This window comes from Winogradskyella sp., from assembly GCF_965228925.1.
Taxonomy (GTDB): domain Bacteria; phylum Bacteroidota; class Bacteroidia; order Flavobacteriales; family Flavobacteriaceae; genus Winogradskyella.
The window spans coordinates 3,423,933-3,446,087 of the sequence record NZ_OZ245845.1 but is presented as its reverse complement, the minus strand read 5'-3'; the positions used below and the strand labels follow the sequence as shown (position 1 = coordinate 3,446,087).

Below are 22,155 nucleotides of genomic sequence, written 5' to 3'. Positions count from 1 at the left end.
GAAGCAAACCTATGATTAGAAAACACCCCTATTTTGAAAAATAGACCAATGCTGATTGAGTGCCTACAAAACCCTAAACAGTGGTTTCATAGACTAAAAAAAGCTATTGAGACGCTGTTAAAGCTGGTTTCAGCGAAAATCGACGTGTGTCCTACTAAGAAACCTTATTTTTGACGATTAGACAGTAGGTCTCATAGCATAAACGTTTTTAAATTGATGAAGACACTTATGAATTCTCGAAGCGTACAGCACTTCCTTTTTTGGTTGTTTGTTTTCGCCTATTTCATCATCACCTCCAATATGGTGTTTTTTAGAGATTATCGACACCTTGTTGAGAGTACTATTACCTTGATGATACCGCAGATTATTTTGGCCTATCTGTTACTGGATGTGCTTATTCCTAAATTACTAAACAAGAAAGCTTATGTGCTTTTTGTAATAAGTTTGTTTATAGCGTTAATTACTGTTTTTATAGGCTATGTGGCTCTTAGAAAATATTATTTTGATGTGACCTATTTCGACACCTATAATGATATCGCCAAAAACCATGCGCAATTATCTTTGGTTAAACAATTGCTTGACCCGAGCTATTTTTTTAGCAAAACCGTCAAGTTCCTAACACCTGCTGCATTACTTTTTACCTATCGCCTGTATAAAAACCAACAGGATATATTGCACCTACGCGAGCAAAAACGTTTTGCAGAGTTAAGCGCATTGAAAAACCAATTAAACCCGCATTTTTTATTCAATACACTTAATAATTTATATGCGCTGGCCATTGAGCGTTCGGATAAAACCCCCGAAGTTATTGAGCGACTATCGGAAATGCTGGATTATATGCTATATCGCTGTAAGGCTAATTATGTATCACTGGATAAAGAAATCGCTTTAATTGATAATTATTTGGCTTTGGAAAAAATTAGATATGGAAAGCGAGTCGACATTAGCTTTGAAAAAAATGATGGCGCCAATACGAAAATTGCGCCCCTTATTCTATTGACCTTTATTGAAAATGCATTTAAGCATGGGGTGAGTCAAGAACTAGAGGTTGCCAAAATAAAAATCGTTTTAAATACGGACGATGAGCAGATTTCTTTTTCTATTACAAATACCAAACCAGCTGCGATTATTGGTCATGCAGATCAAGATAATGATGCCTTAGGACTGGATAATATTACCAAGCAATTACATCTACTCTACCCTAAAGCTCATGAGCTTAAGATCAACGATTCAACCGATGCTTATAACGTACAATTAAATATACCAGCTTATGATCTATAAATGCCTTATAGTTGACGATGAGGAACTGGCGCGACGACTGCTCGCTAATCATTTGTCTCAGCTCGAAAATTTTGAGTTAGTGGCCACATGCGAAAGTGCTATTGCAGCTAACAAAGTGTTGAAGGAAACCGTTATAGACTTATTGTTCTTGGATATAGAAATGCCGGTGTTAAAGGGTGTGGATTTCTTTAGAAACCTCCTTCAAAAGCCCAAGGTGATTTTTACTACGGCCTATCGCGATTATGCTGTAGAGGGCTTTGAACTCGATGCTATTGATTATTTACTCAAACCCATTACGTTTGGCCGTTTTTTTAAAGCCATCGAAAAGTTTGAAAATCTTCAGTCTTCAAATGAACGATCTCTAGCCATCCCGATAGCAAAGGAGGAATTTATGTTTATCCGTAAAGACCGAAAACAGGTCAAGTTATACTTTGATGACCTATTGTATATCACTAGCCTAAAAGACTATATTAAAATTCATACCACGGCAGAAAATCATACCATTAAACATAGCATCACTGCATTTTTTGAGTTATTGGATGAGCGTTTTGTGCGCACCCACCGCAGTTATATTGTCAACAGCGATAAAGTAACGGCTTACACGGCTCAAGATGTCGAGCTGGGAACCGTTGAGATCCCTATTGGGGAAAGTTATAGAAAACAGGTAGAGGCCTATCTTAAGAGGTAAATAGTGGACTGCACATAAGCAAAACCCAGCCAGCACGTTATTAATTTTCTTCTTGAGTTCCGTATTTTTATAATCAAATACGATTAAAGTATCATTATGTATAAATATTGCGCTGTTATTCTATTGTTCTTCGCTATTCATCCTGTGGCTCAAGAGAACAATGCTAAAGCTATTACTTCTAAACATTTTAAGCGCTTGTATAAAGTATCAGACAGTGTTTATCGTTCTGAACAGCCCAGTAAAAAGGGGTTCACGGAACTCGAAGCTATAGGTGTTAAAACCATTCTAAACCTAAGACGATTAAAAGACGATAACCGAAAGGCCAAACACACTAATTTGGTATTGGAACATATAAGACTAAAATCCAAAACGGTTGATCAAGAGGATATTATTAATGCTTTAAAGGTGATAAGAGATGCCGAAAAACCTGTTTTAATTCACTGTTGGCATGGTTCTGATCGCACAGGAGTTATTACTGCTGCCTATCGGATCATTTTTCAAGATTGGACGAAAGAAGCTGCTATTAACGAATTAAGACAACCTGAATTCGGGTATCATGAAAACTGGTACCCCAATTTAATGGAGCTACTCAATGATTTGAATATAGAGCAAATTAAAACTGAATTAGGGATTTAGAATTACTCGCTAAAAGCGGTTTTGAGCAATTGCTGAAGACTATTCCAAGATTTTTCATCAGCCTCTGCGTCATAAGCTAAAGGCATTTTAAATTTTTCCCCATTGGCATCTGCAGCTTTGGATGTAAAACTGTGCTTTACCCCTGGATAAGAAATATATTCATATTTAGCGCCTATAGAATCCATGGCCTTGGTAAACACAGCTACCGACTCTGGGCTCACAAAAGGATCATCAGCACCATTACAAATTAATACACGTGCCTTTAATTTGTCATTTGGCATAACCGGCAGAGTAACGCCACTATGAAACGCAGCTACAGCATCTAAATCTGCTCCACTATTAGCCATAGTTAAGGCGACACTGCCACCAAAACAATAACCAATTGCCGCAAGTCTATCAGCATCAACCGATTCGTGTGCTTTTAACAATTCGACGGCCGCATTGAAACGCGCCTTGCCTTCAGGTAAATTTCTAAAAACACTAGATGCAAACTTTCCAGCGTCATCTGGATGATCAGCCAATTTCCCATCACCATACATATCTACAGCCATTGCCGTATACCCCAAATTGGCAAGCATATCTGCACGTTCTCGTACATAATCGTTATGGCCCCACCACTCGTGAACAATCAATACTGCTGGGCGCTTTACCTTCGCATTCTCATCATAGGCGATATAACCTTTGAGTTGGGTAGAATCCGTCGCGTAGGTCACCTCAGTGCCTTTAACTTTAATAGCTAAAGGTGCGACTTCAGATTCTGCCTCAGAATTTTGTTTGTTATGTTCTTTACAAGAAACACTAAATATAAGTGTTAAGGTTGCGATAATCATCGTGAATCGTTGCATGGTTGTATTCGTTTTAGTCAAGATAAAGGTACTAATTGTAAGACTATAAAAAAAGCTATCTGAAAAGTCATGGTTCTGTCAATCTGAACTTGCTGGTGCTGAATTCATTTCAGTATTTCAGATTCTAAAACCTAATGAAAATCAAATCAATGAGATTCTGAAATCAATTAACTACGTTGAATCTTTGATTTCAGAATGACAGATTTCTATACTTTTCAGATAGCTTTTATATGTCCTATCAATTATCGATAAGACCTTGCCCTTCTATCCATGGTGCGCCAGCAGCTTTTAGGCGTCTTTCAATACCTGGTAGTGTGGTTTCGGACACTGCCTTCAATTGTACTTTCACCTCTTTTAGTTGGCTTTTAACGCGCTCTAAAAGGTCTTTATGTGTTCCCGTTGGTCCATAGGTGTTTCCAAAAGCACGCCATGATAAACCATTTCCATCATTTGCGGTTGGATTAGAATTTTCACCTATTTCACCTTTCACAGGATCACCACGTAACGCTTTCTGAATCGCTAATAATTGTAGTCTTGCTGCATTAATGTCGCGTAAAAGTCCGTCATTAGGTGCTGTAGTTTTATTAGCCGCACGTTTCATAGCTGCCACTTTTTGCAGTTGCTGATTCAACATCATATTGGTAGCAGTAAGGTCTTGTTGAAAGGTGAATACAGCCTCTCTAAACTGATTCATTTCATCATAAGATTTTCTTGGTAAAGCACCGTCATACATCGGAACCACATTGAATTCTTGAGGTCCTTGAAGTATGGTCGTAACTCCATCGACACGTTTAACCAAGGTTGCTGTGTAGGTCCCAGGTGTCACCATTACATTACCAGTGCCAATACCGTCCCCTTTTTGTGACAATCGTTCACCACGTTTGTTGGGATAGTTTAATCTCCAATTCACGCGATTGAATCCTTTTTTATTAGTGCCTTTAACGGTATTTACAATACGGCCCTTATCGTCTTTTATGATGAACAAAATCAATGGCCCATCTTGATTGGTCTCTTTTTCCAAAGCTTCCCATCCTGGAAAATCCGTATTGGTTTTCTCTCGCTTCTTGCGCTCATCTTTTAAAGATTTTACTTTATCGGACAGGTAATAGGTAAATCGTGCTCCAAAAGGGGCATTAGGTGCTTTGTACTCAGCATCACCCTGACTCCCTACTCTACTCGCCTGTCGATACCAATAAGCATCTTTGGTCGGAAATAACGTGGCTTCATTGGCTAAGATAGAAGCATCGAAATTACGCAATGGCGTGATATCGTCCAATACAAAGAAGCCTCTACCAAAAGACGCAGCTACCAGATCATTTTCTCGTCGTTGCATAGTAATATCCCTAAAAGAAATCGTTGGCACACCACCGCTTAATTCTACCCAATTTTTACCGCCGTTATACGTAAAATAAATGCCGTATTCTGTTGCCGCAAACATTAGGTTTTTGTCGATATGATCTTGTACCAATCGCCAGATTAACAGGCGCTCTGGTAAATCTCCATTAATGATAGTCCAGCTTTTGCCTTTATCCGTACTTTTCAAGATATAGGGCTTATAATCCCCATATTTATGATTATCCACAGCGGCATACACCACATTGGCGTCAAATAAATCAGCACGTACATCATTGACAAATGGGACATGATCCAATCCTTTGATGGTGCTTAAAGTAAATTTTCTCCATGTATTTCCACCATCCTCAGTGGTTTGAATAATACCATCATCGGTCCCGGCATAAATCAATCCTTCTTGTTTTGGGGATTCCGCTAATGACGTAATCGTATTATAATTGGACATGGCATAAACATCCCAAGCATTGTCCCAACTTTGTTGTTTTCCATAATACGGAATGGTCATACGATCTTGATTTAAGGTGAGGTCTGTAGAAATAGGAGTCCAATCGTCTCCCCTATTATCTGAACGCCAAACACGCTGCGAAGCAAAATATAAGCGCTTTGGATCGTGTGGACTCACTAAAATGGGGGCATCCCAATTAAAACGCTCAAAGGGATCACCTTCACGGGCTTGCGGTTGAATAAATACAGTTTCTTTAGTGGTTTGATCGATACGCCACAGAGCTCCCTGTTGAAATTCTCCATAGGTAATATCTGGATTTCCTGGTTCAATAGCAGATTGATGGCCATCAGCACCCAAGGTTTTCCACCAGTCAGAATTAGTAATGCCATCAGAATATAAAGTTTGTGATGGGCCACCATGAGAGCCATTGTCTTGTGTACCTCCATAGATTTTATAGAACGGTGCTGAATCATCAACTGCCAACTTAAAATACTGTGTAATTGGCAGATTTCTAATATATTTCCAGCTTTTAGTTAAATCAAAACTTTCATATAAACCACCATCAGTTCCAAACAATACATAGTTGGGATCCGATGCCTTAAATGCCATGGCATGGCTATCGACATGTTTATTTTTTTCGTTCATGGTGTAGAAGGTTTTACCATGATCATCAGAAATCTGAACATAATTGTTCATTAAAAACAATTTACCTTCATGATGTGGTGATGCATACAGTTCTTGATAGTAATGTGGTCCTGTTCCACCAGATACGGCATCAGACTGCTTTTTCCACGAAGCTCCTCTATTTGTTGACATAAAGACGCCTCCCTTTCTCCGATCTAGTTCAATCGCCGCATAAATAACATCTGGATTAAAAGGAGAAATCGCTAGACCTATTTTACCTAAATTAGAACTAGGGATGCCCTTCTTTAACTTTGTCCATGTTTCGCCTCCATCTGTACTTTTATGAATTCCAGAGCCTGGCCCGCCACCTAAATAACCTGCTACAGTACGATGACGTTGCCAAGTTGCCGCATATAGCACATCAGGATTTCGAGGATCGATAAGCATGTCCGTAGCACCTACCCACTCATCATCACCTAAAGTCCGTTTCCAAGTCGTTCCACCATCAGTCGACTTATAAATACCACGTTCACCACCTGAAGTCCATAGCGGTCCTTGTGACACCACCCAAATGACATTAGAATCTGAAGGATGCACAATAATTTTTGAGATGTGCTCTGATTGCTTTAGCCCCTTATTTTTCCAAGAAGCACCATTGTCATGACTGACATAGACACCATCGCCAAATCCAACATGTCGACCACCTACATTTTCCCCAGTGCCCACCCAAACGGTATGAGGGTTATTAGGATCGATAGTTATGGCACCGATAGAATACGACGTCTGCCCATCAAAAATGGGTTTCCATGTGGTTCCTGAATTGGTGGTTTTCCATACACCTCCAGATCCAACAGCGACGTACCAAACATTTTCATTATCTGGATGCATGGCAATATCCGCTATTCGTCCTGAAGTAAACGCCGGACCTATATTCCGTAATTTAAGACCTGAAAAGGTTTTGTCATTAATGTCCTGACCATTAAGTGTTGGTACAGCGAAAACAAATAAAATAATGGTCAAAAGACCAAGTTTAAAAAATGACTTCATAGCAATTTAGTTGTTAGTTGTGTAAATGTGATTTTATGTTATAAAGATAATTCATAAATAAGTTTTTTTAGCATGCCCACACCTTCCTTTAATTGTACTTTTTCAATATATTCATCTGGGCGATGTGCCTGTACAATAGATCCCGGCCCACATATGACCGATTGAAACCCTTCATTGGCATATTGGCCTACTTCTGAGGCAAAGGCAACCGTGTTTAATTTGGAATTTCCCGAAACTCTTTTGATAAAATCTACGACGTCATCATCTTCTTTAGTATCCAAATGCGGTACCGGAGGATGATTCTCTATTGTGGTAATTGAAAAATCAGGAAAAACTTGTCGTAATTCAGATTCGCGCGCTCTACAATAGGCATTAAACTCTGAGACTATTTGGTCCACACTATCCATTGGAATAGTTCGTAAATCCCAATAAAACTTAGCCTTATCGGCAATAACGTTTGGTGCAATACCTCCATCGACCTGTCCAATATGTATGGTTGTATGAGGTGGTTGAAAACGATCATCGAAACGTTTCTCGGCGATAAGCGCATTCATTTTGTTTTCTAACCAAAGTATTAATCGCATCGCTTCATGAATGGCGCTTACCTCTTGCTTTATTCTACTGCTATGTCCAGCAGATCCATTGACATAAGTTTCTAGAATGTAAATACCTTTCTGCCCGACAATAGGTTCTAATAATGAGGGTTCGCCAATAATAGCATACTTTGGGGTTTCCTTATAATAGTCATTAAACGTTTTTGCCAATTCAGGACCAGCCAAACAGCCAATTTCTTCATCATAAGTAAAACCAAAATATATGGGTCGCTTTAAATGGGCTTTTACCATATCTGGAAGTGCCGCTAGGCAGCAGGCGACAAATCCTTTCATATCACAAGCTCCTCTTCCATACAATTTACCATCGCCTTTATCGGTGAGTGTAAAAGGATCCGTGTGCCATTCTTGGCCTTCTACAGGAACGACATCCGTATGTCCTGAAAGAATGACTCCGTCATCGGCCTCCGGACCGATCCTACAATGCAAAGAGGCCTTGGTCTTTTCGTCATTGTATAATAGATGCACGGTGACACCATAGGATTCGATATAAGTCTTTATCCATGTTATGATGTTTAAATTGCTCTCACCACCAAGTACTGGAAATGCTACTAATGTTTTAAGAATGTTTTCTACAGTCATATTAATTATAGTTTGAGGCTACAGCAATTACAAGTGCCAAGAAAGATAAACAAAGTAAACTTATAAATACTGGGAATATAAAACGAATCCATCGGTCTAAAGGAACGCGACACATACTTAGCATGGCAATTAGACCACCCAATGTAGGATTGATCAAGTTAGACAGTCCATCACCAATCTGAAACGCCAAAATAGTGGTTTGTTGTGTGAGCCCTAAGGACTGACCCAAAGGCAACATAACAGGCAATGTCGCCAATGCCTGCCCACTACCAGATGGAATGAAAAAATTAATGACCGTTTGCGATATGGACATGCCTATCGCAGACAAATAAAGCGGGAGACCTTGCAACATATTTGAGAGCTGATAAGATATGGTATCCCCGATATTACCCATTTCCATTATTACCTTTATAGTAGTAGCAAAGCCCACCATAAAAGCACCAGGTGCTGCAACACTAACGGCTTTTAGTAATGTATTACTCATGGTAGTGGCACTTACTCTAGTCACCAAGCCACAAAGTAGTGCGATCATTAAAAATACAGCCGAAAGTTCATTGATAAACCAATTTAAATTAAAAACACCATAAACGATAACAACGAGTCCAATGATAAAAATAGAAAGCACTAACCAATTACTCGTACTAAGGTGATAATCCTCAATTGGCTTAGACAGTGCCAAATTACTTGTTTCTAATCCTTGACCTAAACCTCTTTCTGGATGGTTAGTAATTCTTCTAAAGTATTTCACATTATAAAAGGCCATGACACTGAGTGCTGTAAAACAAAGACAGCTTCGCAATAAAGCTCCAGAAAAAATAGGCAACTCGGCAATTTTATGCCCCGTGCCTATGGTGTAAGGATTTATAGGAGATAAGCCAAAACCTATCGTCATGGCTCCAACTGAAATACCTGCTGCAAGAATTAAATCTCCATTTAAAGCAATACTTAAAACGGCAGCTATAGGAACTAAAGCGATATTATTTTCATAACCCACAGTGACACCTAATAGACCATATACAAAGGTCATAATTATGATGATGCTGTATTTGTGTTTTAAACCTAAGGTTTTAACAAGTGTCCCTACTGAATTTTCAATGGCTCTAGAGGTTTCCATAAACTCAAACATTATGGCGCCTGCAAGAACGATAAAAATGATTTCTGAAGCTGCTTTAAATCCTAATGGAATCGCTTTGAACATATCCAAAAATCCCACGGGTGTAGAAGAAACGACTTTATAAGAATCTGGCACTACCACATGGCGACCATCCAAAATAACTCTTTCATAAGTCCCTGCGGGAATCATGTAAGTCAAAAGTGTCATAAGGACTATAATGACAAATAATAACGTTATGGCATGGGGTATGCGATCTAAAAGACCTTTGCCTTTTATGTTTTGGTGCATAGAGTCAACAGCTATAGATTAGTATCCTGCGGCTTGTCCATCCTTTCGACTTTCTGAAGCACCGTGATACACTTCATTCTTATCATCCCACATAATGGCTTGGTAACCCCCGTAAATACCTCTAGCGGTTCCCATGCGATGTCCTTTGTCTATTAATCCTCTAATGGTTTCATAGGAAATCCCAGATTCTGTGCGTATGGTTCCCGTATTGGTAGTGGTCCGTCCCATTGGACTAGCACCACCAGTATGATCCCATCGCGGTGCATCACCAGCTTCTTGTAAATTCATCCCAAAGTCGACAAGATTCATTACAATTTGTGTATGTCCCATTGGTTGGAAATCACCACCCATAACACCAAAACTCACAAAAGGCTTTCCATCTTTTGTAATAAAGGCTGGTATGATGGTATGAAAAGGACGCTTTCCAGGTTCATAAGTGTTAGCCTGACCACGCTTTAGGCTAAACAGCTCCCCACGATCCTGTAGCATGAACCCTAATTTTGGTGGAACCATTGCAGAACCCATACCTCGGTAATTACTTTGAATTAATGAAATCATATTACCATCTTTATCGGCTGCAGTCATGTAAATGGTTTCTCCAGCTGAGATTTCACCCGCTGAATAGCGTCCAGCGCGCTCACCAATTTGCGCTCGTCTTTTATCTGCATAAGCATCTGAAAGTAGTTCATCAACAGGAACATCAAAGAAATCCATATCCGCGTAGTATTTTGCACGGTCTTCGAAGGCTAATTTCTTAGCTTCTGTAAACAGGTGTAGATGTTCTACACTACCAAACTCAATATTTGAAAAGTCATAACCCTTTAGTATTTGCAACATCTGTAGTGCCGCAATACCTTGACCATTTGGGGGTAATTCCCAAACATCATAGCCACGATAGTTAATAGATACTGGTTCTACCCATTCTGATTTGTGTGCTGCTAAATCCTTAGTGGATAGAAACCCACCTTGTTCTTTTATAAAATTAGTGATCGTCTTAGCGATTTCACCTTTATAATACGCATCTCGGCCTCCTTCTGCGATTTTTCGATAAGTATCGGCTAAATAGGGGTTCTTGTAGATTTCACCTTCCTTAGGTAAGGTTCCACCATTCTGAGTGATATAAGTGTCTTCGATATTGGGATAGCCTTGCGATTGAAAATAAGGCACACTGCGTTGCAGATACCAAGCAATCAACTCCGTTAATGGAAAGCCTTTCTCGGCATAATCTATGGCTGGAGCTAAAATTTCTGTCATGGGCTTCGAGCCAAACTTCTTGTGCAATTCGAACCATCCATCAACAGCACCTGGTACGCTTACTGGTAATGGCCCTAAGGATGGAATCTTAGACATGCCTTTTTCCTCAAAATAGGCTAAGGTTAAATCTTTAGGTGAACGACCACTGGCATTAAGGCCGTACAATTTCTGAGTCTTTGCATCCCAAACGATTGCAAAGAGATCACCCCCAATACCGCAACCTGTAGGTTCCATAAGACCTAAAGCTGCATTGGCCGCAATCGCAGCATCTATGGCATTGCCGCCATTTTTAAGGACATCAAGCCCAATTTGCGTGGCTAATGGATGACTCGTGGCCACCATACCGTTTTGTCCCAAAACTTCAGAACGTGTCGCAAAAGCTTCTCCTGTAATGCGATCTTGGGCGTTTCCACTAATTGCCATTAAGGAGACAAGTAAGACAAAATGGAATAGCTTTTTCATTTTAATCATATGCATTGCAATTTTCTTTTTTAAAATTTTAATTATAAAAAATAACGGGTTAATTATTTTGAATAAAAAACAGTCGATTTGACTGTTTCAACCGTAAACGTTAGAATGTATCGAGAATCGAATTTTAGGTATAAAAAACTTGGTTCTCGATACTTTTCCCTCCAAATCCCGATAACTATCGGGACTATCAGGAGGAAAACACTCGAACTGACAGTTTTCTGTCAATAATAAAATGTAATACTCAAAGGACAAAACATTAATCCTTATTACTATCGATGTATTCATAACCTTGATTAATACCTTTTTCCATAGCAGGAACTCCACGTTCCATCCAAACCGGTTTGGGCGCTCCCTTAAGATAATAATCAAAGAATTGTGACATTCTAATATTAAAATCAATACGATTTTGCCACTTTAAGGGCCAATGCGGTTCATCATTATAATTTAAGAACCAGGAGGGTTTTCCTAAGCGCCTTAAGCTCACAAAAAATTCGATGCCTTGATACCAAGGGACATGACCATCGGCATCATTATGCATAATTAATAATGGGGTATTGATCTTGTCGATATTGAAAATCGGTGAGTTTTCGATATAGCGCTGTGGATATTCCCAAGGTGTGCCGCCGATACGACTTTGGGTATGTTCATACTGAAATTGACGGCTTAATCCTGTCCACCAACGAATACCACCATAAGCACTAATCATGTTTGGCACGGGTGCACCGGACTCCGCAGCCTTAAAAATATCTGTTTTAGTGACCAAATAAGCGATTTGATAACCACCCCAACTATGGCCCTGTACACCGATATTGTCTTTATCTATAAAGCCTTTATCTATTAGCATCGTAATTCCGGGAATTACACAATTAAAAGCACTTTCACCAGGATAACCATCACGATAATGCACATCTGGATTAAAAATCACATAGCCGCGACTTGCATAGAATGGATAGCTAATAGTACTACGACCATAAGAAGGTGGGCGATGACGATACAAGCCATTTGAACTTTTCTCGTAGAAATTAACGATCATAGGATATTTTTTATTGGGATCGAAATTTTCGGGTTTGATAAGCATGCCTTTTAAGGGTTTACCATCTAAAGACACCCATTCTACCATTTCGGCTGTTCCCCAATTGTAGTCACTTTGCTGAGGATTGGCATCTGTAATTTGTTTTGGTGATTTAAAGCTAATATCCGAAGTCCATAAATTGGGGAATTCTGTAAAGGACTGTCGTGTAAATACTAAGCGCTTTTTCTTGTCGTTTTGTGCTAACCAAGGACGCTCATAGACATAAGGGCCTTCAATAAGCGTTTTTAAGCTTTCTTTTTTGGGGTTATAATTTGCAAAGCCTCCATATTTGTTGGCTTCATTAAAGGCGCTTAGTAGCCAAGCCTTAGAGTTTGAAATCGACCGTTCTTCATTATCTGTTTTTAAATAACGATAGCGCATTTGAGAGGCTCTTCCATTAGTAAGATTTTTAGATGCTCCTGTCTCAGGATCAAAAGCCCAAATATCAAAACGGTCGTAGATCAAGAATTTCTCGTCATTTTCTGTCCATCCTGCTGAGCCATAGCTATAAGGATCATCTGGGTAGTCGTGTAATTCGTTGTAAAATTGTCGTCCTTTTGTTAGTGCTGTATATTTCAAGGTCTTAAGATCATAAGTAAACCAAGTACTGTCTTTACGGCTGTAGCCATAGAGGTATTTTCCTTTCGGACTCATAGACATACCGCCGTAAATCTTTTTGGCTATAGCGGTTCGTTCTCCCGTATTAAGGTCAACGCGTTGTAAATCCGCTGGAAACTGGATGGTCCACTGAGACTGAAGTTGGTAAGGTGTTCGGTCTCCAATAATGGCATAATTACTATTCCCTTCATCACCATAGCTGACCATATCATAATCAGGGTCTGCCACCTGAATCATTTTATTTGTCTTGAAATCCCATAATGACAAATACGCCTTTTTCCTGTCGTTCTTTGTATCAATCTCTTGAACAGTATATAATCTGGGTTCATCGTAAGTCCATACTTCAACATTAACAATTTCCTCATCGAGTAAGGTGGTATCTTGTACTATTGGAGTCGTTCTTAAACCAAAGAATAAGCGCTCTTCATTTTTAGAAAACCGCAAAGCTTCATCACCGGAGACCAACAATTTTGAAGCATTATCTTCAGAGTTTACAATCAACTTCGCTTCGGATTCACCTTGATTCCAAGCATAAAGCTCTGGCTTTTTTATAAGACTTTTCGTAGAGTCTGCATCGACTATAAAACTGATACGCTTACCAGATTCTGAGATGCCCAATTGTGGATATTTGGTCTTATGGTGATTAGAAAGTAAAAGTGTTTTTTGTGATTTATCCACATCATAGTGATAGACTCCCCCTCCAAGACTATCCACGATTCCCGAAGTTGTATAAACGAGATGGCGTCCTTCTTTTGCTAATTTATAGGAATGCACAAATTTTAAAGTGTCCTCTATTCCGGTCGCTAGCTGCCTAATTACCAAATGAAAACCATTATCCTTTGATACCTTTTTTGGTTTCTTCTTTTTGACTTTTGAAGTGTCCTTTACTTTGGCCTTTGCTGTATCCTTTTTTGCAGGCTTTGGTGCTTCTAGCATATAAGCCACTATTCCTGACCATTTTTCTGGCATCTTATAGGATTTCACATTAGGAATCTTTTTCAATGATTTTCCATTAATATCATAGATCATCAAGGTATCCTTAGGTAAATTCTTCTTCTTAACCTTTCGTCTTTTCATTTCTCTAATAGAATCCTTCCATGCGTTAACTGCAAATACGGCATACTTAGAATCATGAGAAAACTGTCCACCTTTACTTCTTGGATAAGACATGACTTTATCACCTTTTATATCCAAAAGTTGGATAGTCTGATCTTTTTCACCTTTTTCCAAGTCGTAAAGTAAATGGTCTCCTGAATTTGAGATTTTCACATTTCGAATGCGATTCCATAAAGCCTTATCGTCATTCTGCATCACTTTTTTTTGAGCAAAGCCAGTTGTTATTACTGACAGGAAACATAGAAGCGTTAAGATTCTCATAGGGTCTATCGTTTTAGTTTTTATGTTCATCTCTTCATAGGTTTTTTAGGCAGATGGAATTCGCCGATTAAAAATACGTTCTGTTAGTATCTACTTAATTCTTTCCACTCATTTCATATCCACGTCCCGGAGTATATGGTGCACCAGCGTCCAATAGTTTTTGTTCCAAGGTCTTTAAGTCTTGGTTAAAAATGCGCTCCATTTTAGATTTAATAATTGCAATCTCATCTTTGGCAATGGCATAACTATCACGATGCGTTTGCGTAGGCGTTGCTGTAGAATATTTTTGTTGCCAACCAATAGATCCTAATCGGCTTGCTGGTGATGGTGGTTGGTCTATATCTAAGCGACGTTTAACAGGGTCCCCATACATAGCTAATTGCACCTCATCTAGTTGATCCTCAATAGCCTTAACGCTGGCCGATGATGTACCCATTGGTTGTTCGGCACGCTTAATCGCTGCTTTCATATATTTGAGTTTATTGCGAGATTCTGACATAAGTCTTTGAACAATACCCATATCCGCCTGCAGCTTAGACACGGCTTTTTGAAAAGCTACCTTCTCTGTTCGATCTTCTGCTGGCATTTCAACATTATTCAGTGCCTTAACTTCAAAACTTACTGGGCTGGAGAGTGAGGTCATATTACCATCTTCTAGTAATCCCATTTCAACTGTATAGTTGCCCGGTGCTACCAAAGTCCCCTCATCATTACCACTAAATGGATTATAGAATGATGGTTTATTGAGATTGATTGGGTTTTGGAGTGTATATCTTAAATTCCAATGAAAACGCTGAATCCCCTTTTTGGCAGCTTTAAACTCCTTCTTTACGACCTTTCCATTTGCATCCTTAATAGTGAATACTAATTCTGGCTTACTGTCATTGGTTTCAGCTTTTAGATTATCATAGTTAGGATAAGGTGTGTCTTTACCTTCCTTTATGAGTTCCTTTTCATTCTTTTGACGTTTATCTTTCAAGGACTTATAATCAGAATTATAATAATAAGTGATAACCGCCTCCGGACCAAGATTAGTGGCCGTGTAGAAATTATCCCCTTGAAAGGATTTACCTGGTAATCCCAATGGACTACTTTGTTCCCACATTAAAGCCGTGCGAATAGGATAAATTTTAGCTTCATCCTTTGGTTCTGAATTGTCTACAGTTCTCAACACTGAATAATCATCCATCACATAAAAGCCACGGCCAAAAGTTCCAAGTACCAAATCATGTTCACGTTCTTGAATGGCAATATCCCTCACTGCAATAGTAGGTAGTCCATTTTTTAGTTGTTTCCAGTTTTCACCTTGATTAGGCGAAAAGAAAACACCAAATTCTGTACCCACAAAAATCAGCTTATTATCAACGTGGTCTTCTTCAATGGCATAAACACTACCGCGTTCTGGAAGATTAGACTGAATAGCAGTCCAACTTTGTCCTTTATTTGAGGACTTGAATACATAAGGCTTAAAATCTCCATACTTATGATGATTAAAGGCCGCATAAATCACATTTTCATCGTGTTTTGACAGATACACACTGTTGACATAGGATTGATTTGGTGCGCCAGGAATGTCAGATATCTTCTTCCAGGTTTGACCTCCATCGTCTGAAATGTGAATGAGTCCATCATCAGTACCAGCGGCTAATAGATTCCTATTTAATGGTGACTCAGAAAAGGCGACGATACTTCCATAAAGTGATGTTGATCCATTTTTCATGACCGCATCAATACTTACCACACGATCATAGACTTTCAAGGTATTTCTATTAATTTGTTGTGAAAGGTCATCGCTAATCACCGCCCAACTATTACCATAGTCGTCTGATCTAAATACCTTTTCCGCACAGAAATATAAGCGTCCTGGGACATGTCTGCTCACGACTAAAGGAGCATCCCAATTGAAACGATAGTTGTTTTCCCCTTTTCGAGCTATGGGTTTAATCCCCACGGTTTCACCACTCTTTTTATCAAAACGGACGAGTCCACCATACTGCGATTGTGCATAGACTATGTTGGGATTATTGGGATCTATTTGCGACTCAAAACCATCACCTCCATTGGTAATAAACCATTCGGAATTTCGAATGCCGTGATTGGTCAATACGCGAGAAGGACCACCCAAACTAAAGTTGTCCTGAGTTCCACCATAAATATTATAGAATGGATAGTCGTTGTCTACAGCCACTTTATAAAATTGGGTGACTGGCAAATTCTTTTTAAAATCCCAGGTTTTGGCAGCATCGAAGGTTTCGTAAATACCACCGTCACAACCAACGACCCAATGTTTATTATTGTGAGGATTGATCCATATACAGTGATTATCGACATGTTTGGTATCTTCACCAACTAAATCAAAATTCTTTCCGCCATCATGGGTTACCGACATCCAGGTGTTCATGGAATATACCGTGTGCTCATCGACGGGGTCTGCAATAATTTCTTGATAGTAATTTCCGCTGGTGACATGAGAGCTTCTTTTTTCCCAGCTTGCTCCTCTATTTGTCGAAGCAAAAAAGCCTCCTTTTCCGTTAGCGGCTTCTACAATGGCATAGATGATTTCTGGATTGGCAGGCGATATGGCTAAACCTATACGCCCTAATTCCTCACTTGGTAAGCCCTTATTGATTTTTGTCCAGGTTTTGCCACCATCAACACTTTTATGCATTGCAGACCCTGGTCCCCCACCAACATAGGTAAATACATGGCGTCGTCTTTGCAATGTCGAAGCATAAAGTACATTAGAATCTCTGGGGTCCATCACTACATCATTGACTCCGGTATGTTCGTCAACTTCAATAATGGAATTCCAAGTTTTACCACCATCTTCAGTTTTATAAAGCCCTCTGTCGCCTCCTTTGCTCCATAATGGACCAATAGCCGCCACATAAACAATATCTGAATTTTCTGGGTGTACTATAATTTTTCCTATATGCTCTGAGTTTTTAAGCCCCATATGCTTCCATGACTTTCCTCCATCTAGAGATTTGTAGATACCATCCCCGTAAGCCACCGAGCGTTGGTTATTATTTTCGCCAGTCCCCACCCAAATCACATTATGATTATTGGGATCCATAGTCACACAGCCAATAGAATATGAGCCTTGTGAATCGAAAATTGGCTCATAGGTCACACCAGAGTTTACGGTTTTCCATACGCCACCTGAAGAGGTTGCGACATAATACTCAAAAGGATTGTTAGGATTAAACGCAAAATCGGAAATACGGCCAGAGGTTAAGGCTGGTCCTACATTACGCCATTTGAGACCTGAGATATTTAAGGTTTCTAAAGGTGTTTTTTCTTCTTTGTCTTTTTTAGATTTTTTTTGGGCATCACAAACTAAGTTGAAACTGAGCAATAGGCCCAGAACAACTAACGGGAATTTTTTCATAATGTAGAAATCTGATGGTTGGTTTATCGTTATTATTTTAATTAGTCAGTACCATAATCCATAAGGTTATCCTAATATATTTTAAATACAAGCTGATGGATTAATATGGTAAAATTCAGAGCTTCTAAATATAGCCCTTTTTGAAACAACAAATTACTAAGAGTATTATAAAATAATTTAAATTTTGAACCGTAGTTGATTAACAGTTTACCGATATGATGCTTTTTATCGTTGGGTTTATGCTACCAATTATGGCAACTAATGCGATGTTATTTTACTCCAACCACAATGCGTTCTATGATGTGTTTGGCTGTAGTTAGTTTGGACAAATCCTTGTAGATAGTTCCATTTTGTCCAGAATGATGACCATGACCTATTAATTCCATTAAGTAATACTGTTTTTCATCGTGCATATCAATAGTGCAACTAAAAACAATAGATGGTTGGCCCAGTTGTCCTGTCCCATTATGATAGACCGTATCATTAGGAAAATCGTATTCGGAATAGTAGGCATTATCATCAAAAGCTACGTTGATTTCTAATTTGAGCTTAAATCGATTTAACGGCTTTGTAGAAGTGTTGAAGATAAAATTATCAGTTATGGTGGCCCCCGTTATGGCATCTGGTAAAGGATCATCACTTGGGGGAACAAATAATCCATCGGCATAACTAACATTTCTTTTATGCGACCATACCGGTAAGGCATTGACACGTCTGTAACTACCGGAGGTTTCTTTATCCGCATCAAAATCTTTAAAATTGGTTTTATTCCGTCCTCCAAAAAATAGACCTTTTGCCGTAGCCTTAGAAACAAAAAGTGTTTCTACATAATTACCGTGCTCATCTTCTATCCAAATCGCCATTTGAGGATGCCAATAGTGTTCGGCGCGTAATACATCAATACTTAACTTCGTGGCGTTAGAGGTATTCATTTCTATTAAATGATATCGAGATGCATGCACTATTTGATCTGCAGAAGCTTTTAGTCGAGCTCCTGAATCCATTAAGGTGCTGAACGGTCGTAGTTGATAAAAGGCCCCTAAGAAGATCGCTAATGCAATTGAAGTGATGATAAGACTTATACCTTTTTTTGCATAGACTTTTAGTGAACGGAAATTATTCTTTAAATGCACGAAAATCCCAATCGAAAAGATAAAACCAAAAACGGTATGTAAAGTAGCGATAGGTCTTGAATAATCCTTAAAATAAGACCATACCCCTGTTGTAAATACTATTGTAAAACTTAGGGCAATCGATAGGCTTATAAGTCGTCTTAGCTTCATTTAAAAAGGGTATGGTGTAAGTTGTAAAGCGTAGTCATGCCTGAAGTGTTTTTGACTGCGCTCTATGCATTTTTACAGAAAACAGCTTATTGGAGAAATACTTCAATAGTCTTTAACCGATCTTCTATATATGATATCTGTTTTGCTTTGTTCTCTGGAAGTGCAAATTTTAGGGGTTCAAAGTCTGTTTTGTGAGCGACTTCTGTTTCTATAACTTTTAGCTCTCTAATTATGATTTTTAAGCTTTCTTCATCAGATTCACCGACAATATTATGGATGTCATAAGAACGTGCTTCAAATTTTGGTGATGTGGATGTTTCCATTTTTGCCTTAAGGGAGACAAGGTGGTTTCTTAGGTCTGAAATAACCTTTGCTTCCCCAAATTTGGTTTGGGCACCTCTGCAACTCGAAGGGGCACATCCTGATGTCGAGGTTTCGCTTTTTGAATTGTTTTCTTTACAGTTTTCTTGTTGATTATTGCTGGATTGTGCATCGACCGACCAACTAAAGAGGATAGCCATTACACCTAACAATAGTGGTTGTAAGGCTTTAGGATTTGACGTCATAAACATGGGTTTTAAAATAATATTCACCCACTAAGACGCAATGGTCAAAAAATGATGCAAAAAAATCAACAACATTTAGAATTGTTGGAATAACAAATAATACTTCCTCTCCCACCTCTTTCGATGTTACAACAGTTTGCGAACAAGTCCTTTAACTTTAACCGTCCACGTTGTATTTTAGAACGCACTGTAACGTAATTCATATCCAGTTGCTGTGCTATGTCCTTTTGAGAGACACCCTCTAGCTCATGAAGTCTAAGTAACAAGGCATAATCCTCCGGTAACTGTTCTATGAACGGTCTAATGCATTGGCTTAATTCATAAATTGTTGAATCCGTAACGGCCGTCTCTTCTGCAAACTGTTCTTCTAAAGCATTTAACTCTAACTTCTTTTTTCTGTAATAATCTATAATCGCGTTTTTTGTTATAGCATAAACCCAACTTTTTAAATTCACAATCTTATCTAAATCGGATTGCGATAACTTAAAAAACACATCCTGAAGTAGGTCTTCGGCATCTAATGCATTATTAATACGCTTATTGATATAGCCGAAAAGCGGGTTGTAAAAATTCTCAACGGTATCCTTCATCATATGATAAATTTACGAAATAGTACTATTTTAATAAGACGGTAAAACTTAAAAATGATGCATCATTTCTTTTTTAGTTGGAAAATGATCTAGACACATTTTATTTTTATTCCGTCATCGAATAGTACGCATGCAGATTTCTGGACTAAAGTAGTTGTCTTAATTTTTCTGTGACCTCATCTTTATAGGTTCTACCTATGGGGATATCGCCATGAGCATTTTTTATGGAATAACTATCGAATTTTAAAATGGCAGCGGTATTTATAATAAAGGAGCGATGGACTCTAAGAAATTGTTCTGGTAGCAAGACTTCAAATTTTGATAAGGCCATTAAACTGATATGCGTCTCTATCGTTGTGACAATTTTTATATGGTTTTTGATAGCTTCAATATGTAAAATGGTTTCGAAATCTATTTTTTGATAGGCTCTGTTGGTCTTTACAAAAATGTAATCTTGATCTGGGTCTGTTGTTTCCTCTAATTGTTGCAATACGTCGGGCTGATTGTGATTACCATTGTTTAATTCTGGAAGCTGCAGTTGCTTTTTAATACGACTTACGGTCTGCAAAAAGCGATTGAGTCCAATGGGTTTCAGTAAATAATCCACAACATCTAACTCAAAACCTTCTAAAGCAAATTCACGATGTGCCGTTGTCAAAACCACAAGGGGCTTCGTTTTAAGCATTTTTATCATGTCGATACCCGTTATTTTAGGCATTTGAATATCCAAGAACAGTACATCTACTTGCAACTGGTCTAAAGCCAAAAAAGCTTCCACGGCACTGTGATAAATCCCTAAAATTTCAAAATCAGGGATATGAGACAAGTGAGTTTCAATGACCTTAGTCGCCATTTCTTCGTCATCAACAATAATACATTTAATGGGTTTTTGCATAATAATCTCAGCTATGGTCTAACTCTATCATTAATGATATTTTGAACGTCGTGTCCTTTTCAATATTTAAAGTATGTCGGTCTGGATACAAAATATCTAAGCGCTTCTTAATATTCTCTAAACCTATACCCGACTGAATACTTGGGTCATTATCCTGATGGGAATATGAATTCTCAACCGAAAAGTAAAGTATGCTGTTTTGAGTGTCTACGTTTATAGTTATAAGAGACGCTCCTTCTTCTTTGGCAGGACCATGTTTAAACGCATTTTCTACAAATGGGATTAATAAAAGCGGAGCGATTTTAAGATAAGGTGTCAGTTTTCCTTTTGAATAGCTAAAGTCTAGTTTGCGGTGGTAACGCAAGCGTTCTAACTCAATAAAACTATCTAACATTTCTATTTCCTTAGAAAGTTCAATGGTTTTGGTATCACTGTCATAGAGCATATAGCTCAATAATTCTGAAAGCTTTACAATATAGTCTGCAGCACTTTTGTCATTAGATAAGACCATACCATAAATGTTATTTAGAGTATTGAACAAAAAATGAGGCTGCATCTGATTCTTCAGATACTTTAGCTCTGCTTGTACCTTTTGTTCCGCAAGTATCTGATTGCGTTGTTGTTCGTATACATAATTTTGAAAAAATTTAATGCCTAAAACCAATGCCGCAATATAAACTAATTCTAAACCTTTGTAAACAAATTTACTTATAGGGTAAGGATCCGTTCCATCTAAAATATAGGGATTAACCACATAAGAACTCACCAAATATAAAAGCATTCCAAAGACCATTACACTTAAGAAGGCAGAACTAAAAAATTGCCAATAATGTTTTCGGTATAAGAAACGCGGCATAAGACCATAAGCAATGGTATAAGAAGAGACAATTTTTACAGGTAGCACAAGTCCTTCGAAGGCCGCCCATTGCCAAAGTTTAAATTCGGGTTGTGTCACTATATTCACAAATACAAAAAATATAGCCCACAATAGCCAATATAGTACATGGCGACTAATGCGCTCCCAAGACCATGAATCGTATTTTTTCAAAACATTCATCTTTTAAAAATAAGAAGTTCATGATACAACTACAATCCTTTATGACGAATGCTAAAGGAAAAAGGAC

General features: G+C 38.5%; 15 protein-coding genes. 3 read left to right on the top strand and 12 right to left on the bottom strand.

Annotated features, from left to right (window positions below; genetic code table 11):
• Positions 1–216 precede the first annotated feature (216 nt).
• The 3 genes from ACO052_RS14215 (at position 217) to ACO052_RS14205 (ending at position 2,605) form a co-directional block, all read left to right on the top strand.
• A complete protein-coding gene (locus ACO052_RS14215) occupies positions 217–1,281 on the top strand; it encodes a sensor histidine kinase (protein WP_422108067.1) in 1,065 nt (354 codons plus the stop codon).
• Entirely contained in the window at positions 1,271–1,969 is a 699-nt protein-coding gene (locus ACO052_RS14210) for a LytR/AlgR family response regulator transcription factor (protein WP_422104445.1), read from the top strand. Before ACO052_RS14215 ends, ACO052_RS14210 begins: the two co-directional genes overlap by 11 nt.
• 96 nt (positions 1,970–2,065) lie before the next feature.
• Positions 2,066–2,605 carry a tyrosine-protein phosphatase gene (locus ACO052_RS14205; protein ID WP_422104444.1) on the top strand — a complete coding sequence of 180 codons (540 nt, stop codon included), beginning with the start codon at positions 2,066–2,068 and terminating at the stop codon, positions 2,603–2,605.
• Between the two features lie 2 nt (positions 2,606–2,607).
• On the opposite strand, the gene ACO052_RS14200 is transcribed toward ACO052_RS14205, so the two are convergent.
• The 12 genes from ACO052_RS14200 to ACO052_RS14145 all read right to left on the bottom strand — a co-directional run bounded on the left by ACO052_RS14200 (position 2,608) and on the right by ACO052_RS14145 (position 22,079).
• A complete protein-coding gene (locus ACO052_RS14200) occupies positions 2,608–3,450 on the bottom strand; it encodes a dienelactone hydrolase family protein (RefSeq protein ID WP_422104443.1) in 843 nt (280 codons plus the stop codon).
• Positions 3,451–3,688: 238 nt separating this feature from the next.
• Positions 3,689–6,919: a VPS10 domain-containing protein gene (locus tag ACO052_RS14195; protein ID WP_422104442.1), complete on the bottom strand. Its 3,231-nt coding sequence runs from the start codon at positions 6,917–6,919 to the stop codon at positions 3,689–3,691.
• 38 nt (positions 6,920–6,957) lie between these two features.
• On the bottom strand, positions 6,958–8,112 hold the full coding sequence (argE, locus tag ACO052_RS14190) for an acetylornithine deacetylase (protein ID WP_422104441.1): 1,155 nt from the start codon (positions 8,110–8,112) through the stop codon (positions 6,958–6,960).
• A gap of 1 nt (position 8,113) precedes the next feature.
• Positions 8,114–9,514, bottom strand: coding sequence for a YfcC family protein (locus ACO052_RS14185; protein ID WP_422104440.1), 1,401 nt, complete (start codon positions 9,512–9,514; stop codon positions 8,114–8,116).
• An 18-nt stretch (positions 9,515–9,532) separates the two neighbouring features.
• Positions 9,533–11,230: a gamma-glutamyltransferase gene (ggt, locus tag ACO052_RS14180; RefSeq protein WP_422104439.1), complete on the bottom strand. Its 1,698-nt coding sequence runs from the start codon at positions 11,228–11,230 to the stop codon at positions 9,533–9,535.
• A 265-nt stretch (positions 11,231–11,495) separates the two neighbouring features.
• Positions 11,496–14,336 (bottom strand): prolyl oligopeptidase family serine peptidase, encoded by a 2,841-nt coding sequence (locus tag ACO052_RS14175; RefSeq protein ID WP_422104438.1) that lies wholly within the window; start codon positions 14,334–14,336, stop codon positions 11,496–11,498.
• A gap of 64 nt (positions 14,337–14,400) precedes the next feature.
• Positions 14,401–17,697 (bottom strand): glycosyl hydrolase, encoded by a 3,297-nt coding sequence (locus ACO052_RS14170; RefSeq protein WP_422104437.1) that lies wholly within the window; start codon positions 17,695–17,697, stop codon positions 14,401–14,403.
• A 269-nt stretch (positions 17,698–17,966) separates the two neighbouring features.
• Positions 17,967–18,980 carry a hypothetical protein gene (locus ACO052_RS14165; RefSeq protein ID WP_422104436.1) on the bottom strand — a complete coding sequence of 338 codons (1,014 nt, stop codon included), beginning with the start codon at positions 18,978–18,980 and terminating at the stop codon, positions 17,967–17,969.
• An 86-nt stretch (positions 18,981–19,066) separates the two neighbouring features.
• A complete protein-coding gene (locus ACO052_RS14160) occupies positions 19,067–19,546 on the bottom strand; it encodes a hypothetical protein (RefSeq protein WP_422104435.1) in 480 nt (159 codons plus the stop codon).
• A gap of 65 nt (positions 19,547–19,611) precedes the next feature.
• Positions 19,612–20,139 (bottom strand): RNA polymerase sigma factor SigZ, encoded by a 528-nt coding sequence (sigZ, locus tag ACO052_RS14155; RefSeq protein ID WP_422104434.1) that lies wholly within the window; start codon positions 20,137–20,139, stop codon positions 19,612–19,614.
• 142 nt (positions 20,140–20,281) lie between these two features.
• On the bottom strand, positions 20,282–21,031 hold the full coding sequence (locus ACO052_RS14150; protein WP_422104433.1) for a LytR/AlgR family response regulator transcription factor: 750 nt from the start codon (positions 21,029–21,031) through the stop codon (positions 20,282–20,284).
• 7 nt (positions 21,032–21,038) lie between these two features.
• A complete protein-coding gene (locus tag ACO052_RS14145) occupies positions 21,039–22,079 on the bottom strand; it encodes a sensor histidine kinase (RefSeq protein ID WP_422104432.1) in 1,041 nt (346 codons plus the stop codon).
• Positions 22,080–22,155 lie beyond the last annotated feature (76 nt).

Excerpts from the sequence above, each read along its gene's own strand:
- ACO052_RS14210 (WP_422104445.1), top strand. The coding sequence starts at position 1,271 with ATGATCTATAAATGCCTTATAGTTGACGATGAGGAACTGGCGCGACGA.
- ACO052_RS14215 (WP_422108067.1), top strand. The coding sequence starts at position 217 with ATGAAGACACTTATGAATTCTCGAAGCGTACAGCACTTCCTTTTTTGG.
- ggt (WP_422104439.1), bottom strand. The coding sequence starts at position 11,230 with ATGAAAAAGCTATTCCATTTTGTCTTACTTGTCTCCTTAATGGCAATT.
- ACO052_RS14185 (WP_422104440.1), bottom strand. The coding sequence starts at position 9,514 with ATGCACCAAAACATAAAAGGCAAAGGTCTTTTAGATCGCATACCCCAT.
- sigZ (WP_422104434.1), bottom strand. The coding sequence starts at position 20,139 with ATGATGAAGGATACCGTTGAGAATTTTTACAACCCGCTTTTCGGCTAT.
- ACO052_RS14160 (WP_422104435.1), bottom strand. The coding sequence starts at position 19,546 with ATGACGTCAAATCCTAAAGCCTTACAACCACTATTGTTAGGTGTAATG.
- ACO052_RS14150 (WP_422104433.1), bottom strand. The coding sequence starts at position 21,031 with ATGCAAAAACCCATTAAATGTATTATTGTTGATGACGAAGAAATGGCG.
- ACO052_RS14200 (WP_422104443.1), bottom strand. The coding sequence starts at position 3,450 with ATGCAACGATTCACGATGATTATCGCAACCTTAACACTTATATTTAGT.
- ACO052_RS14175 (WP_422104438.1), bottom strand. The coding sequence starts at position 14,336 with ATGAACATAAAAACTAAAACGATAGACCCTATGAGAATCTTAACGCTT.
- argE (WP_422104441.1), bottom strand. The coding sequence starts at position 8,112 with ATGACTGTAGAAAACATTCTTAAAACATTAGTAGCATTTCCAGTACTT.
- ACO052_RS14205 (WP_422104444.1), top strand. The coding sequence starts at position 2,066 with ATGTATAAATATTGCGCTGTTATTCTATTGTTCTTCGCTATTCATCCT.
- ACO052_RS14165 (WP_422104436.1), bottom strand. The coding sequence starts at position 18,980 with ATGAAGCTAAGACGACTTATAAGCCTATCGATTGCCCTAAGTTTTACA.
- ACO052_RS14195 (WP_422104442.1), bottom strand. The coding sequence starts at position 6,919 with ATGAAGTCATTTTTTAAACTTGGTCTTTTGACCATTATTTTATTTGTT.
- ACO052_RS14170 (WP_422104437.1), bottom strand. The coding sequence starts at position 17,697 with ATGAAAAAATTCCCGTTAGTTGTTCTGGGCCTATTGCTCAGTTTCAAC.